Source organism: Pilibacter termitis, assembly GCF_900167335.1.
GTDB lineage: Bacteria > Bacillota > Bacilli > Lactobacillales > Streptococcaceae > Pilibacter > Pilibacter termitis.
Genome location: NZ_FUXI01000019.1, coordinates 26,869 through 42,668, shown reverse-complemented (window position 1 = coordinate 42,668; position 15,800 = coordinate 26,869). Strand labels below are relative to the sequence as shown.

The 15,800-nt window shown below is 38.6% G+C and carries 20 protein-coding genes and 1 pseudogene; all 21 read left to right on the top strand.

Features of this window, described 5'->3' with window-relative positions; genetic code table 11:
* Nucleotides 1–66: 66 nt before the first annotated feature.
* Nucleotides 67–282 carry a hypothetical protein gene (locus tag B5D30_RS13220; RefSeq protein ID WP_144399544.1) on the top strand — a complete coding sequence of 72 codons (216 nt, stop codon included), beginning with the start codon at nucleotides 67–69 and terminating at the stop codon, nucleotides 280–282.
* Between the two features lie 18 nt (nucleotides 283–300).
* Nucleotides 301–1,173 (top strand): glucose-1-phosphate thymidylyltransferase RfbA, encoded by an 873-nt coding sequence (rfbA, locus tag B5D30_RS08445; RefSeq protein ID WP_078807633.1) that lies wholly within the window; start codon nucleotides 301–303, stop codon nucleotides 1,171–1,173.
* Complete coding sequence (locus B5D30_RS08440; RefSeq protein WP_078807632.1) at nucleotides 1,170–1,775, top strand: dTDP-4-dehydrorhamnose 3,5-epimerase family protein; 606 nt, start codon at nucleotides 1,170–1,172, stop codon at nucleotides 1,773–1,775. The genes rfbA and B5D30_RS08440 overlap by 4 nt, the downstream gene beginning before the upstream one ends.
* A 74-nt stretch (nucleotides 1,776–1,849) precedes the next feature.
* A complete protein-coding gene (gene rfbB / locus B5D30_RS08435) occupies nucleotides 1,850–2,902 on the top strand; it encodes a dTDP-glucose 4,6-dehydratase (RefSeq protein ID WP_078807631.1) in 1,053 nt (350 codons plus the stop codon).
* A gap of 57 nt (nucleotides 2,903–2,959) precedes the next feature.
* Nucleotides 2,960–3,808, top strand: coding sequence for a dTDP-4-dehydrorhamnose reductase (gene rfbD / locus B5D30_RS08430; RefSeq protein WP_078807630.1), 849 nt, complete (start codon nucleotides 2,960–2,962; stop codon nucleotides 3,806–3,808).
* A 240-nt stretch (nucleotides 3,809–4,048) separates the two neighbouring features.
* Complete coding sequence (locus B5D30_RS14420) at nucleotides 4,049–6,454, top strand: glucosaminidase domain-containing protein (RefSeq protein ID WP_327442544.1); 2,406 nt, start codon at nucleotides 4,049–4,051, stop codon at nucleotides 6,452–6,454.
* 98 nt (nucleotides 6,455–6,552) lie between these two features.
* Nucleotides 6,553–7,140, top strand: a complete 588-nt coding sequence (locus B5D30_RS08420; protein WP_078807628.1) for a hypothetical protein — start codon at nucleotides 6,553–6,555, stop codon at nucleotides 7,138–7,140.
* A 184-nt stretch (nucleotides 7,141–7,324) separates the two neighbouring features.
* On the top strand, nucleotides 7,325–9,220 hold the full coding sequence (locus B5D30_RS08415; protein WP_078807627.1) for an acyltransferase family protein: 1,896 nt from the start codon (nucleotides 7,325–7,327) through the stop codon (nucleotides 9,218–9,220).
* 11 nt (nucleotides 9,221–9,231) lie between these two features.
* Nucleotides 9,232–9,711 carry an RrF2 family transcriptional regulator gene (locus B5D30_RS08410; protein WP_078807626.1) on the top strand — a complete coding sequence of 160 codons (480 nt, stop codon included), beginning with the start codon at nucleotides 9,232–9,234 and terminating at the stop codon, nucleotides 9,709–9,711.
* 264 nt (nucleotides 9,712–9,975) lie between these two features.
* A complete protein-coding gene (locus B5D30_RS08405) occupies nucleotides 9,976–10,365 on the top strand; it encodes a type II toxin-antitoxin system RelE/ParE family toxin (RefSeq protein ID WP_234984645.1) in 390 nt (129 codons plus the stop codon).
* A 2-nt stretch (nucleotides 10,366–10,367) separates the two neighbouring features.
* Nucleotides 10,368–10,640: a helix-turn-helix domain-containing protein gene (locus B5D30_RS08400; protein ID WP_078807625.1), complete on the top strand. Its 273-nt coding sequence runs from the start codon at nucleotides 10,368–10,370 to the stop codon at nucleotides 10,638–10,640.
* Nucleotides 10,641–10,723: 83 nt separating this feature from the next.
* The gene (locus B5D30_RS13965; RefSeq protein WP_200806722.1) at nucleotides 10,724–11,026 is read left to right on the top strand and encodes a hypothetical protein; all 303 of its coding nucleotides are present in this window, start codon (nucleotides 10,724–10,726) and stop codon (nucleotides 11,024–11,026) included.
* Nucleotides 10,975–11,175 (top strand): annotated as a pseudogene (locus B5D30_RS08395) (transposase); the annotation flags it as partial. The gene B5D30_RS13965 and the pseudogene B5D30_RS08395, both read left to right, overlap by 52 nt.
* A gap of 244 nt (nucleotides 11,176–11,419) precedes the next feature.
* Complete coding sequence (gene acpS / locus B5D30_RS08390) at nucleotides 11,420–11,764, top strand: holo-ACP synthase (protein WP_268802111.1); 345 nt, start codon at nucleotides 11,420–11,422, stop codon at nucleotides 11,762–11,764.
* Nucleotides 11,765–11,812: 48 nt separating this feature from the next.
* A complete protein-coding gene (gene alr, locus B5D30_RS08385) occupies nucleotides 11,813–12,922 on the top strand; it encodes an alanine racemase (protein WP_078807622.1) in 1,110 nt (369 codons plus the stop codon).
* A gap of 123 nt (nucleotides 12,923–13,045) precedes the next feature.
* Nucleotides 13,046–13,405 carry a type II toxin-antitoxin system PemK/MazF family toxin gene (locus B5D30_RS08380; RefSeq protein ID WP_078807621.1) on the top strand — a complete coding sequence of 120 codons (360 nt, stop codon included), beginning with the start codon at nucleotides 13,046–13,048 and terminating at the stop codon, nucleotides 13,403–13,405.
* A gap of 285 nt (nucleotides 13,406–13,690) precedes the next feature.
* On the top strand, nucleotides 13,691–13,816 hold the full coding sequence (locus tag B5D30_RS14320) for a hypothetical protein (RefSeq protein WP_268802109.1): 126 nt from the start codon (nucleotides 13,691–13,693) through the stop codon (nucleotides 13,814–13,816).
* A gap of 12 nt (nucleotides 13,817–13,828) precedes the next feature.
* Complete coding sequence (locus B5D30_RS14315; protein WP_268802108.1) at nucleotides 13,829–13,951, top strand: hypothetical protein; 123 nt, start codon at nucleotides 13,829–13,831, stop codon at nucleotides 13,949–13,951.
* Nucleotides 13,951–14,100, top strand: a complete 150-nt coding sequence (locus B5D30_RS13705; protein ID WP_159443272.1) for a hypothetical protein — start codon at nucleotides 13,951–13,953, stop codon at nucleotides 14,098–14,100. The genes B5D30_RS14315 and B5D30_RS13705 overlap by 1 nt, the downstream gene beginning before the upstream one ends.
* A 315-nt stretch (nucleotides 14,101–14,415) precedes the next feature.
* Entirely contained in the window at nucleotides 14,416–14,814 is a 399-nt protein-coding gene (gene spx / locus B5D30_RS08375) for a transcriptional regulator Spx (RefSeq protein WP_078807620.1), read from the top strand.
* A 127-nt stretch (nucleotides 14,815–14,941) separates the two neighbouring features.
* Nucleotides 14,942–15,592 (top strand): adaptor protein MecA, encoded by a 651-nt coding sequence (locus tag B5D30_RS08370; protein ID WP_078807619.1) that lies wholly within the window; start codon nucleotides 14,942–14,944, stop codon nucleotides 15,590–15,592.
* Nucleotides 15,593–15,800: the final 208 nt, after the last annotated feature.

Genomic DNA, 15,800 nt, shown 5'->3' with positions numbered 1-15,800 from the left:
GAGCAGTCGCCCAACTCCTGCCCCTCATAGCTAGACAAAGAAAAGCGTAGAGGGGCGTTCAGGAGTTTGCGACAGCGAACTACGTCGTTTATTTACTCGAAACATCAGTTTCGAGCGACGTTGAGAGCAGTCGCCCAACTCCTGCCCCTCGTAGCTAGACAAATAAAAGCGAAATGGTGCGTTTTGAAGTCTGCAACAGTGAACACTGTCGTTCATTTACTCGCAACGTCAGTTGCGAGCGACATTGTGAACAGTTGCCCGACTTCAGCACCATGTAGCTAGAAAAAGGAGAGTTCAACCATGAAAGGAATTATTTTAGCAGGAGGAAGTGGCACACGCCTTTATCCTTTAACGAGAGCAGCAAGCAAGCAATTAATGCCTGTTTATGACAAACCTATGATTTATTATCCACTTTCCACCTTGATGTTGGCAGGAATTAAAGATATTTTGATTATTTCAACTCCGCAGGACTTACCTCGTTTTGAGGAGTTGTTAGGCAATGGAGATGAATTTGGTATTTCGCTTAGTTACGCCGAGCAACCAAGCCCAGATGGATTGGCACAAGCCTTTATCATTGGTGAAGAGTTTATTGGTGATGATTCTGTTGCTTTGGTGCTGGGAGATAATATTTATTATGGTACAGGCATGAGCAAAATGCTCCAAAGAGCTGCAAGTAAGGAAAGTGGGGCAACGGTATTTGGGTACCAAGTGCATGATCCAGAACGCTTTGGCGTGGTAGAATTTGACAAAGACATGAATGCTATTTCGATTGAAGAAAAGCCGGAAGTGCCAAAATCAAATTTTGCGGTGACAGGTCTCTACTTTTACGATAACGACGTGGTGCAAATTGCCAAAAGTATTAAGCCGTCCTCTCGTGGAGAGCTTGAGATTACAGATGTCAACAAAGCGTATTTAGAGCGTGGAGATTTATCTGTTGAGCTTATGGGACGTGGTTTTGCGTGGTTAGATACTGGAACGCACGAAAGTTTGCTTGAGGCAGCACAATTTATTGAAACAGTGCAACGTATGCAAAATCTTCAAGTAGCAAACTTAGAAGAAATTGCTTATCGTATGGGGTATATCACACGTGAAGATTTGATAACTTTAGCACAACCACTCAAGAAAAATGAGTACGGTCAATATTTATTACGCATTGCGGAGGCAGATAAATAATGGAGAATTTTTTTGGTAAAGAATTAAAAGCACGCAAAATAGAGAATATTCCTGGTATGCTTGAGTTTGACATTCCAGTGCACGGGGACAATCGTGGGTGGTTTAAGGAAAATTTCCAAAAAGAAAAAATGATTCCACTTGGTTTTCCAGAGGAATTTTTCTCTTATGGGAAATTGCAAAACAATGTCTCTTTTTCACGCAAAAATGTTTTGCGAGGACTTCATGCTGAACCGTGGGACAAATATATCTCAGTAGCCGATACAGGACGTGTGCTAGGTGCATGGGTAGACTTGCGTGAGGGAGATAGTTTTGGTAATGTTTACCAGACAGAAATTGACGCAAGTAAGGGGATTTTCGTACCACGTGGTGTGGCAAATGGATTCCAAGTTTTGAGTGATGTGGTGTCTTATTCTTATTTAGTCAATGATTATTGGGCAATGGAGCTAAAACCAAAATATGCTTTTGTCAATTATGCAGATGAAACGCTCGGTGTAAAGTGGCATGATTTGGAAAATGCCGAGGTAAGTGATGCAGATAAACATCATCCTTTGTTAAAAGACGTTGTACCGTTGAAAAAAGAGTTATTAGAATCAAAAGCATAGAAAAGGAATAACACAATCAAAAAACGGTCTAGTATCTTTGATTGGATAAGTGGAAGAAAATTTGGAGGAAACAAATGACAGACTACAAAAAAATCATTGTAACAGGTGGAGCTGGTTTTATTGGCTCAAACTTTGTGCACTATGTATATAATAATCACCCAGAAGTAGAGAAAATCTATGTTTTAGATAAATTGACTTATGCAGGAAATAGGGCGAATATCGAAGAAATTCTAGGCGAACGTGTAGAGCTTGTAGTAGGGGATATTGCAGATGCTACACTTGTAGATGAACTTGCAAGCAAGGTAGATGCCATTGTCCATTATGCAGCAGAAAGTCATAATGACAATTCACTTAAAAGTCAAGATGAATTTATCCATACGAACTTTATTGGAACTTACACATTGATTCAAGCGGCACGTAAATATGACTTGCGTTTCCACCATGTTTCAACAGATGAGGTGTATGGCGATTTGCCTTATCGTGAAGATTTGCCAGGGCATGGTGAGGGTGAGGGGGAAAAATTTACCGACAAAACACCTTACAATCCAAGCAGTCCGTATTCTTCTACGAAAGCAGCGAGTGATTTAATTGTGCGTGCTTGGGTGCGTTCATTTGGACTGAAGGCAACTATTTCAAATTGTTCAAATAACTACGGCCCTTATCAGCATATTGAAAAATTTATTCCACGTCAGATTACCAATATTTTAAGTGGTATTCGTCCGAAACTTTATGGTGACGGAAAAAATGTGCGTGACTGGATTCACACGGAAGATCATTCAAGTGGTGTTTGGACGATTTTAACAAAAGGAAAAATCGGTGAAACGTATTTGATTGGGGCAGACGGTGAGAAAAACAACAAAGAAGTGCTTGAGCTTATCCTTGCAGAAATGGGACAAACGGCAGATGCTTATGACCACGTAACCGATAGAGCAGGTCATGACTTACGCTATGCGATTGACAACACCAAACTTCGCACAGAACTTGGTTGGTCACCTGTTCATACCGATTTTGAAAGTGGGATAAAAGACACAATCAAATGGTATACAGAACATGAAAATTGGTGGAAAGCAGAAAAAGCCGCTGTTGAGGCAAACTATGCGAAAACGCAAGAGGTTTTGAAAAAATAAAAGCGAGAATTTCTCGCTTTTTTAAAGCCCCCTTAAAGTAGCGAAAGGAAGAGAAGAATGATTTTAATTACAGGAGCAAACGGTCAGCTTGGTACAGAAATTCGTCATTTATTAGATGAGCGAAAAATAGAATATGTTGGCACAGATGTGGCTGAAATGGATATTACGTCTATTGAAAGTGTCGAAAAGAAGTTTGAAGAAGTCACACCAGAGATTGTTTTCCACGTGGCTGCTTATACCGCAGTGGATAAAGCAGAAGATGAGGGAAAAGAGTTAGATTATCAGATCAATGTAGTGGGTACGCAAAACATTGCCAAAACTGCTGAAAAATATGGAGCAAAATTGATTTATATCTCCACAGATTACGTGTTTGATGGCACAAAAATTGGCGAAGAATATTTCCCAGAAGATACTTGCAATCCACAAAGTGAATATGGACGCACCAAACGTTTAGGTGAAGAGGCTGTTCTAGCATTTTCAAGCAAATCTTATATTGTTCGTACAAGTTGGGTGTTTGGGAATTTTGGACATAATTTTGTCTTTACCATGCAAAAATTAGCCGAAACACACCCTGTGTTAACAGTGGTCAACGACCAAACAGGTCGTCCAACATGGACGCGGACACTTGCGGAGTTTTTAGTTCATTTAATTGAAAACGAAGAAAAAGCACCTTTTGGTATTTATCACTTGAGCAATGACAATATCGCAACATGGTATGATTTTGCAAAAGAGATTTTAAAAGATAAAGAGGTGGAAGTAAAACCTGTAACAAGTGCAGAATTTCCACAAAAAGCAAAACGCCCAGAATACTCTGTGATGAGTCTAGCAAAAGCAAAAGCAACAGGATTTGTGATTCCAACATGGCAAGAGGCTTTGGAGAAGATGTTGGAGCAGGGGAAGAAATAGTGTGAATAGGAAAAGTGAGACGGTTTTGGTCTTGCTTTTTTTTGTATTCAGAATAACAACATCGCGTATAACTTGGCAATTTTTGAATTTCCTAGTATTATTAATATTGAAACCAATTTTTTAGAGGTAACCTTAATATATTGATTTAAGTTCAGAATTTGATGAATTCATGATTTTTAGAGAGAATCCAGACATTTTCAACTTGAATTGGTATGAAATGAATGAAAGCGAGGATAGATGATGAAGAGGAAGTTATTACTTTCTACGGTAGTTGGTGTAGGTCTTCTTTGTGGAACACAGTTGGCAAATGCGAATGCGATTAATGATTATATAGTAAAGAAAGGTTTTCAGCCTGTTGCGGAAAAGAAAAATGTTCAGTTGCCAAAAGAGGGCTATAAATACAATTATGCTGCGGGGTATGGCAAACCAGAATTTGTCATTATTCATGAAACAGCAAATTCGACAAGCACGATTAATGGTGAAATCAACTATATGTTGAACAATTGGTCAAATGCGTTTGTGCATGAATTTGTTGACGATAACAATATGATTAATATTGCCAATACGGATTATTTGTCATGGGGTGCAGGTCCTGTCGGGAATAGATATGGCGTGCAGGTGGAACAAGTGCGAGTGCATAGTAAAGATGCGTTTGCCAAAGAATTAAACAATTTAGCCAAATGGACGAGTAATCAGTTGATTGCCTTTAATTTAGGTTCAGCAGTTGGACCGGGGAATAAAGGGGTAAACTTGTATGCAGGAAAAGCAACGGTGATTTCTCACGCAGACGTCAGCAGTTTACTTGGTGGAACAAATCATGGTGATCCAATTGGATATTGGAATACAAGTGCAAAATCTTGGTTTGGCACGACTTATACAATGGATGATTTTCGTGCGTTGGTGAATCGGTATTATAATCGGGATAAGTTGAAGAATGGGGATTTTATTAAAGGGAAGTATACGGCGACTGTTTATTTATACTTAAATAATAGTAAAATTCCACTGTCTAGCTGGAACCAAGTCGGTGGACCGAAACCTGTTAAGGAAGTGTCGGAGGCTTACGTAAATAGTATCTCAAATAATATTTCAAATGGTACGTTCATCCGAGAATATGGCAGTACAGGTACGGTTTATCAAGTAGTTGGCGGTGTAAAGATTCCGCTATCTAACTGGAGTCAAGTAGGTGGACAAAAGCCATATATAGACGTTCCGAGAGGAAGTATTGATAAATTACCAACCACGACTGACAAAATCGCCAATGGCACGTTCATTCGAGAATATGGCAGTACAGGCACGGTTTATCAAGTAGTAGGCGGAGTAAAAATCCCGCTATCCAACTGGAACCAAGTAGGTGGTCAAAAACCAACAACAGATGTAGCCAAGGGAAGTATTAGTAAATTGCCAACCACGACTGACAAAATCGCCAACGGTACGTTCATTCGAGAATATGGCAGTACAGGCACGGTTTATCAAGTAGTAGGCGGAGTAAAAATCCCGCTATCCAACTGGAACCAAGTAGGTGGTCAGAAACCAACAACAGATGTTGCCAAGGGAAGTATTAGTAAATTACCAACCACGACTGACAAAATCGCCAATGGTACATTCATTCGAGAATACGGCAGTACAGGCACGGTTTATCAAGTAGTAGGCGGAGTAAAAATCCCATTATCCAATTGGAATCAAGTAGGAGGTCAAAAACCAACAACAGATGTTGCCAAGGGAAGTATAAATAATTTACCAACCACAACTGACAAAATCGCCAATGGTACGTTCATTCGAGAATACGGCAGTACAGGTACGGTTTATCAAGTAGTAGGTGGAGTAAAAATTCCGCTATCTAATTGGAATCAAGTAGGTGGTCAAAAACCAACAACAGATGTTGCAAAAGGTGTGATTGCCATAATGTCAACAACAGCGGATAAAATGCGAGATAATACGTTTGTAAGAGAGTACGGCAAAGCAGTGCCATTTTACCTTATCAAAGCTGGGAAAAAACACCCGTTTTCATCATGGAACCAAGTAGGCGGTCAAAAAGCATTTACGGACATCCCAGTAGGTGTGCTAAGAAACTTGCCAATAGGTCAAATTTCACCACCAGCTACTCAACCTACTCTAAACCTAGAAGGTGTCGGTTCAACTCAGCAAGCGTGGATAAAATCTTTTGCACCGCAAGCTGCGACGTTGGCGAAGAAAAATGACATTTTCCCTTCCATTATGTTGGCTCAAGCGACATTAGAGAGCGGTTGGGGGCAAAGTGAGTTGGCGAAAAATGCGAATAACTTCTTTGGCATAAAAGCAGCGGGAGATCCTAAGTGGACAGGTGCGGTTTACGGAGTGAAAACAGCAGAAGTTGCAGATAGGGATAAGACGATCACGAACTGGGAAGGCAAACAGCAGTCTGTGAAAAAAGGCGAAACCTATTATATTCGAGCAGACTTTAGGAAATTTGGTAGTGTTAGCGATGGGCAACAAGGTTACATCTCGAAAATGGGTGTAGCACGTTATGCAAAAGTGAAAAGAAGTCAATCTAAAACATACCAAAATGCAGCGAAAGAATTGGTCAACGCAGGATACGCAACAGACCCAGCTTATGCGAAAAAATTAGTTGACGTAATTGAAAAATATAAGTTCTATATTTACGATTAAAATAAATAATGGAAGCGAGGTTAGGCAAGACTCTGAATGAAGCATTAACACTTAGAGTAGTGTGCTGACCTCGTTTTCCTATAATGTGGAGGTTGCTGATGAAAAAAAGAAGTGTAATAATCATAGTGGTTGCTCTGTTTATCGTGGTGGCAGGTGTAGCTTTCGCTCTTGGCAATAAGAAAAACTCTACTTCTCAAAACAAACCAGAAACAAGTGTTACGACTTCCTCGAAAAAAAGTGAGGATAGTAGTACGGAGATAAAAAATGAAGAAAGTAACTCGTCTAAGGAGAGTGAAAAAACTTCAACAAGTGAAACTTTTGAGCCGAACAAAGAGCAAAAAGAAGACGAAAAAAATGTAGCCAAATTTGGTTCGGAGAGAATCAGTCAAGCACGAGAAGAGTTGCAAGCTGCTAATTTTCCAGTGGAGGCGATGAGCGATGCAGATATTGCGAAGTATCTTTTAACAGCTGAAACGACAGGGAAAAGTTTGTCCGATGTTGTGGCGGAGGCGATGAAACCGCAGACTGCTACATCAGAAGATGACAAAAAAGAAATTGAAATCGCAAGATACGATTTGCAAGGTGCTGGGATTGACGATAAAAAATATACAGATGAGCAAATAAGAGCGTTTATCCAAGAAGCGAAGAAAGAAAATAAAACTATTGTAGATGTTGTGAAAAAATAAAATAAGAATCGCATGAGATGAAGGTGTAAAAATCATTTCATGCGGTTTTTCACTCAAAAATGCCCATTCTTGAAAAAAAAGCCTAAATCAGTTATATTTAGAAGGTGTATGAATTGTAATGAAAATGAAACATGGTGCTTAAAAAATGTTTTAGAGTTACCTAGTTATGAGGAATTATAAGTAAATGGAAAAGAATAGACTCACACATTCTCGGTATATATCGGGGTTTGACGGAATACGGACGATTGCTGTTATTGGCGTTATTTTGTATCATTTGCTACCTAACGTTATGCGTGGTGGTTATTTAGGGGTATCCGTTTTCTTTGTCGTTTCAGGTTATTTGATTACGGATTTGTTGCGGATAGAGCTTTTGGAAACGAAAAAAATTCATATTTTTGCGTTTTACTCTCGGCGAATGAAACGTTTGTATCCAGCTCTTGTGGCGATGCTTGTGGTAACGAGTGCGTATATTCGTCTGTTTCAAAGTGATTTATTGGGTAATTTAAGAGGGGTCGTTCTCTCCAGTTTAAGTTATTTGAACAACTGGTGGCAAATTTCAGAAGGCTCGAGCTATTTCGCTCAGTTCGGCAATCCATCTCCGTTTACGCATATTTGGAGCTTGGCGGTAGAAGGGCAATATTATTTCGTTTGGCCAATTGTTTTTCTTTTGTTGATAAAAATTTTGCATAAAAATAATCGGGTATTTTTGACGTTGATGTTTTTAGCGATTGTTTCGTTTTCGCTAATGGCGATTTTGTTCAAATCTCAACAAGACCCCACACGTGTGTATTATGGAACAGACACTCGACTTTTTAGTATTTTAATGGGTTCAGCTTTAGCGTTTGTCTGGCCAAGTTGGCATTTGAAAGAAGAAGTCGGGAAAGCTCAACGCTCCGTTTTAAACAAAACAGGAATGATTTCATTGTTGATTTTACTTGCAAGTTTTGTTTTCATGGATGACCAAGCGAGTTTTACATATCGTGGTGGAATGTTGCTTGTAAGTTTCGCCTCCATGCTTTTTGTCGCAACTGTTGCTCATCCGGGTTCTATTTGGAGTAAAATTTTGTCCAATCCTGTGATGAGTTATATCGGAAAACGCAGTTATGGTATTTACTTGTGGCAATTTCCAGTGATGATTTTCTTTGAGGCAAGAGTGAAAAAAAGTGCAAGCCAATCAACTGTCTATCTTTTACTCGAACTACTATTTATTTTAGTGATAAGTGAGATCAGTTATCGTGTGATTGAAATTCCGCTGAAAAATTTTCAATATAAAAGCATTTTCAGCAAGGTCAAAGAATGGTTGACAACTCCTTTTTTCACAAAAGAAAAAATTGTAGTTTCTCTTTCGTTTGCACTGTGCGTAGTGGCAACTGTTGCTTTTGTTACAGCACCAAATAATACGTTGACCGCTGACCAGCAAAAATTGCAAAAGAAAATCGAAGAAAATGCGAAAAAACTCAAAGAACAAAAGGCGACGACGAGTAGCACAACTCAAAATGCGACAAGTCAAACGAGCGAAGTCAAAGAGGGAGAAGTGCTTGATATGCGAAAAGGTTTGACAGATGAACAACTTCTCGCTGCAAGTAAACTTGCAATCACAGGTTTTGGCGATTCCGTTATGCTTGACGCTGCACCGCAACTTCAAGAGTTATTTCCTCTGATAAATATTGATGCAAACGTCGGTAGACAGCTGTATGACAGTGGTGAAGATTTGGAAACCCTCAAGAACGAAGGAAAACTTGCCAATACCGTGCTAGTTTCTCTTGGAACGAACGGTTCATGGACGGACGTGCAATTTGAGGAATTTATGAAAATAATGGGCGAAAATCGTCAAATTTATTGGCTAAATGTGCACGTTCCAACAAGAGAGTGGCAAACAACGGTCAATAAGAGTTTGAACGAAATGAAAAGTAAATACAAAAATCTCCACATCATTGATTGGTACGGCGAAAGCAAGAGTCATAAAGATTGGTTTTATGATGACAATGTTCACCCAAATGAAACAGGCTTGCCATATTATGCCAATTTGGTAGCAAGGAAATTGTTGAACAAAGAAGTTGTTGCGGAAACGATGAAATAAGAGGGTGGAAAATGAAATTAACGGTCGGATTTCAACAGGCAATCACTATCATGGCACTGATTGCCTCCCAAAAAAATGGGGCAGGGCTTAATATTCGTATCATTGCCAAACAAATGAAAATCAATGAAAGCTATTTGCGTAAGTTGGCAAGAAAGTTAGTGACCGCAGATTTGCTCACTTCTTCTAAAAGTCGTTTTTCTGGCTATACGTTAAAAAGTGATCCAAAAGAAATTACGCTTTTAGATGTATTTAATGCAATTGAAGGTGAGGATAGCTTTTTAGAACACACAGGTATTATCACACAAACGTTTAACGGAGTCGAAGAAGTTCACGTAGCTCAAAAAATGAACGAGGTACTTCACGTTTTAGATACCGCAGAAACGCTCTATCGAAAGGAATTATCAAGTTATACGTTAGATAGTTTGCTTGAAACCGCAAATAACGGAGTGGTGCATGAGATTGATTGGATTTTGAGAAATGGGGAAGGGTAGCCTTCCTTTTTTTTTGATTTAAAGCGAAAGCCATTTTTAAGGGCACGTTTAAAAACTCCGCTTACTATTTGCCTGTCTTGAGAAAAAACTAATAAAGAAAGTAAAGTGTCATTTCAAGATAATGTTAAATACTTGAAGTCTTCAACAAGTATTCCGTGCTTATTGAGGATTTTTTGCGTCGATTTTTATTGGAAATGTTGTCATTTTGATTGGTAGGGAGATAGCAAACGTGCTATAATTGAGTTAGCAAATGAGATATAATTTTTGATTGGAGAATTGAATGAATTGAGTTATGAGATAGAGTTTTATGAAGACAAGGACGGTCACAAGGAAATAGAAGAGTTCCTGCTGCAACTTGAGAAAAGTAACCAAAAGAATGACAAATCCTTGTTGAAGAAGATTGTTCATCAGTTCAATATGCTAGAGCTGCTTGGAAACAGATTAAATGAACCACAGGCAAAATTTCTAAAAGGCTATCGGCACCCAATTATGGAATTACGCCCGATGCCTGAGCGTTTTTTCTACGCATCTTGGCAAGATAATAAAATTGTCATGTTGCATCACTACACGAAGAGACAAAATAAGACAGATCCTAAAGAAGTTGAAAAAGCCTTAAAAAGGCTGGACGATTGGTACGATCGGAAAGGAAGATAACAATGACTACATGGAAAACATTCAAAAAGACAATTACTTCAATTTCAGAAGAAGACATGACAATCATTGATACGCTGAGTTACTTACAAGCTGAAAGAATTCGTCAAGGAATCAGTCAGCATGAATTAGCTGAAAGAATCGGGATGAAACAACCACAATTAGCAAAAATCGAACGGCTTGAATCTATGCCGTCCTTAAAGACTTTAAACCGCTATGCGGAAGGGCTAGGACTAGAAATTCGAGTTCAAGTTGTACCAAAAGTTAGATTTGCTTAGGTATCATGGATGCTATAATTAAGTCAACTAAGACACGTATTTATAGTCAGATATAACACGTCTGGAAAGGGAAAGTAGTAGATATGGGTGATATTACAAAAATTAAAGACGTTCCTTCGACGGTTACAATTGCCATTGAATCAATAAGGAGGTTTTCAAAATATCTTGTGATTCCTACGGCAGTCACAACATTCTTACCCGATAATTGGTTGGCACATATGAGGTTGTTATCCATCAAAGGATCGCCAATCGGTATCTGGATTTCAGTAATCTTTTGGGTTAGTCTATCTATTGTTGTGATCGATTTGTTGCAGCGAGTGATTGAGATGATTAGTTCAACAATGAATTGTCTAAAAAATACCCAGAGGATTATATCTTTTTATTAGCTGATAATGCATTTTGGTACAAATCAAAAGAACTGAATTTACCTAAAAACATTGAAATATTGTTTATTCCGCCTTATACACCTGAAATGAATCCAATTGAGCAGATATGGAAAGAAATCAGAAAAAGAGGGTTCTTTAATGTGTTCTTCCTTAAAAAGAATAAAAAACATTAAGAATCTTTATATTTTCAAGGTTTCTTAGCTTTTTTGGGTGGTGGGAACTGTAAAAGTCGGGTGTTATAATGTTTTAGAAAAAACGCTCAGGAAGGAAATATCAAACTCCCGCGAACTCAAAAGAAATTTATCTTTTAGAGCAAAATGGAAAAGAATTTTTTCTTGAATATGATATAATGAGGATAATATACATAGACAATTGAATTAGGAGGAGAGTGCTATCAAAGTTGGACATGATATGGAAGAAATTCCACGTATTCAAAAGATTTTGGAACGTAAACCGCAATTTGCAGCACGTATATTGACCGCACGTGAATTGGAAAAATTTCACAGTTATACAGGTAGAAGACAAGCTGAATTTTTGGCAGGTCGTTATACCGCAAAAGAGGCGTTTAGCAAAGCGTTTGGCACAGGGATTGGTAAAATTAGTTTTCAAGATATTGAGGTGCTAAATGATGAATATGGTGTCCCGCAGATTACGAAGTCTCCTTATACAAAAGGTGAGCAACAAGTTTCGATTACACATACTAAGCACAATGCGAGTGCAGTGGTTATTTTGATGTAAGATGAAGTATTAAGGAAAAAGTCAACAATTCGGAAAAGAGATGAACAAATGATTCCAAGTAGACACAGACCGACCCAAGCAATCATTAGTGAAAAAGCAATTTCACACAATATCCAAACAGAAGTAAGAAAACTCGATGAGAAAACAGAATTATTTGCCGTAGTAAAAGCAAACGCCTACGGTCATGGAGCGATAAGAGTAGCAGAAATAGCGTTGAATGCTGGAGCTACTGGATTTTGTGTCGCCACTTTAGATGAGGCATTAGAATTAAGAGAAAATGGATTTACAGAGCAAGTGATTTTGGTGTTAGCACCTATCCCAGTGGAATATCTTTCGCTGGCAAGTCAGCATGATATTTCTTTGACAATCGCCAGCCTTGAATGGTGGGAAAAGGCGAAGAAGATAGAATGTTTCCAATCGGTTCGTTTACATATTAAAATAGATACAGGTATGGGCAGAATTGGTTTTCGTCAAATGGAAGAAGTTTTAAAAGCGGTAGAGGAAATCGAAAAACATCCTTTATTTGAGTGGGAAGGTATTTTTACCCACTTTGCAACGGCGGACTCAAAAAATGACAACTATTATCAAATGCAGAGCGAACGCTTTTCAAAGGTGATGACACACCTAAAGCAAAAGCCACGCTATATCCACGTCAGTAATACAGCTAGTGCTTTCTGGCACGAAGAACATTTTGGTAATATGATTCGCTTTGGTGTGGGAATCTATGGTTTAAATCCAAGTGGTACAGAGATAGAAGATAGTTATCCATTACTACCTGCACTTCGTCTTGAAAGTGAGTTAATCCATGTGAAGTTGCTTAACTCAGGGGAGTCGATAGGTTATGGTTCTACTTATACGACAAAAGAAAAGGAATGGATTGGGACTGTTCCAATTGGTTACGCAGACGGCTGGGTGAGAGGATTGCAAGGGTTTCACGTGTTAGTGGACGGTGTGAAATGTGAGATTGTCGGTAGAATTTGTATGGATCAGCTGATGATTCGTTTGCCAGAAAGTAAAAAAATTGGCACGAAAGTAACACTTGTTGGAAGAAATGGCGATGAAGAGATTACTTTGCAAGAAGTAGCAGACTATCTGGGGACAATTCACTATGAAGTTGCGTGCCAAATTAGCTGCCGTGTGCCTAGAGACTATGAATAATGGTCAAAAAATCGAAAATAATTTTGCATTTGGATTGGCGAAGAAATAATGGAAGAAAAAATGCTGGTTACGATTGCAAATAAAATATATTTCCATTACAATGGAACGAGGAGGTGAATAGAAATGAATATTAGAAGGGGTGATATATTTTTTGCTGATTTGTCACCAGTAGTTGGTAGTGAACAAGGTGGCACAAGACCTGTTTTGATTGTGCAAAATGATATGGGCAATCATTTTTCGCCCACAGTGATTGTTGCGGCAGTTACCGCAAAGTTATCCAAAGCGAAATTGCCGACACATATTGCCATTCAAGCGAAAGATACGGGAATAGGGCGAGATTCTGTCATATTGTTAGAGCAAATTCGTACGATAGATAAAAGCAGATTAAAGGAAAAAGTATGCACCGTTAGTGAAGAGACAATGTTAGCCGTCAATAAGGCATTGACGATTAGTGTTGGATTGCAAGGAAATGATTCAAAGTAAGTACATATTGTAAGACTTTTCACTCTTTATTTTTGGAAATTAGGAAAATCAAGGAATGTGAGAAGGATTTCGTACAGATAATCTGTTTGCGACAAGTAAGCAGATTTTTTTGTGGTTAGCAAACAGTCGTTTTCTGAAATATTGAGATTTTATGGAATTTTCTAGTCAAATCAATGATAAATACGAATGAAGTAGAGAAAAACAACGAAAATCGCTAGATTTGAATTGTTAAAAAGGGAGGAATTATTTAGAATAGAATTATAAAGAAAAGCGGAGAAGTGCGTTTTGAAGTCTGTGGCAGTGAGCCACGTCGTTCATTCACTTGAAACGAAGTTTCAAGCGACGTTGCGAACAGCCACCAGACTTCAGCACTTCGTAGCTAGACATAGAAAAGCGGAGAGGGGTGTTTAGGAGTTTGTCGTAGTGAGCCACAGCATTTATTTACTGGAAACGAAGTTTCCAGTGCTGTTGCGAACAGCGACCCAACTCCTGCCCCTCGTAGCTAGACAAGAAAAGCGGAGAGGGGCGTTCAGGAGTTTGTCGTAGTGAGCCACAGCATTTATTTACTGGAAACGAAGTTTCCAGTGCTGTTGCGAACAGCGACCCAACTCCTGCCCCTCGTAGCTAGACAAAAAAGCGGAGAAGTGCGTTTTGAAGTCTGCGGCAGTGAGCCACGTTGTTCCTGCACTTCGTAGCTAAAAAAGTTTGAGGAGACTGATGAAGAAAAACGGAAAACCAGCAATTTAGGATAAGTGTGAGTTTTTAGAGGTGTCCTTAAAGTAGTTATGTCGTGGCAAGAGAATTAGTTAAGGGCTCCTCTAAAAACTCCGCTTAAGACTAAATTAGCTAGTTTTTCGATTTTCGAGAAAATCGACGAAAGCTATGTGGTTCATAGGTTGAGGAGATTGACAAAGAAAATCGGAAAACTAGCAATTTAGGATAAGTGCGAGTTTTTAGAGGTGCCCTTAAACAAATGGGGGTGTTTGACTGATAGAAAAGGGGTGATTAGTATGCTTACTATTTATACAGCATCAAGTAGTGCAAGTTGTCGCAAGGCACTCGCTTGGCTTGATGAGCATAAAATTCCATATCGAGAGCGGAATTTGACACAAGAAAGCATTACGTTAGAGGAGTTAAGAGGAATTTTGATGATGACGGAAACTGGCACAAATGAGATTATTTCTAAAAGGTGTGAAGCCTACAAATTGCTGACGACTTCTCTTGATGATTTGTCTTTGAATGAATTGTACGAACTAATAAAAACGCATCCAACGCTTTTGCGTAGACCGATTTTGCTTGATGAAAAACGCCTGCAAATAGGGTTCAATGATGACGATATTCGCCGATTTATTCCACGTGCAATTAGACGGCTTGAAATGATTGAGGCACGCATGAAATCTGGTTTATAATTTTTTAGAGGTGCCGTAAGTTTGTAAATTCGTAAATTCCCTATATATAAGTGACTCTTCTTTCATTTTCATGAAAAAATGTTATAATAGACGAAAGACAAGATTTCCTTGAGTGGAGGTGAGTGCAATGGAGATGGAAAGAGTCAATGATAATACCATTCGTGTTACAATTTTTCCAGATGATTTGGCAAGACGTGGAGTAAATTTTCTTGATATGATGGGCAATCAAGAAAAAATAGAGGACTTTTTCTTTAGTGTGATTGATGAGGTTGGGGCACGTGACCAGTTTCAAGGAAGTGAAATGCTTAGTTTTCAAGTGATTCCACGACCAAATGCACTCGAGTTGCTTATTTCAAATGGGGATATTTCTCCGATAGATGCGATTCGAGAAAGTATGAAGAAAAACGGATCTGTTATCGAGCCGTTGCAAAATGAAGTGGACAGTTTAATTGGTGATATTTTGAGTTCAGAAGAAGACATTGACGAAATGGATGAACTTGTGCTTTCTTTTGATGATTTTGAGGAAGTAATTGCTCTTGCCAAACAAATTGACGCTCCAGATGTTTTTTCTTCGCTTTATAAGCTAGAAGATTTGTATTATCTTGTTGCGTGGATGGATGTAGACGATATAAGTGTTGAGGAATCAGAAAGTGTGTTGAGTGTTCTCCTAGAGTATGGAGAAGAAGCGGAAGTTACAGGTGATTATTTACACGAACACGCTAATTTACTCATGAAGAAAACTGCACTAGAGCAGTTGAGAGAATTTTTTAGCAAATGAAGCCTCTGTTTTTAAGGGGCTTTTTTCTTAGTTGTTTTTTTGGGAAAGAGTGAATGTATAAAAAGGAAATTGATTTGTTTCTTTCTTTTATTTTGATAGGTTTTTTAGGTGGAAAGAGAATAGAATAACAAATAAAAAATTAGACCAAAATGAGAGTTGACAAGAGGTGTCAGAAAAATTTATACTATTCTTCGGTTGAAAAGTAAAC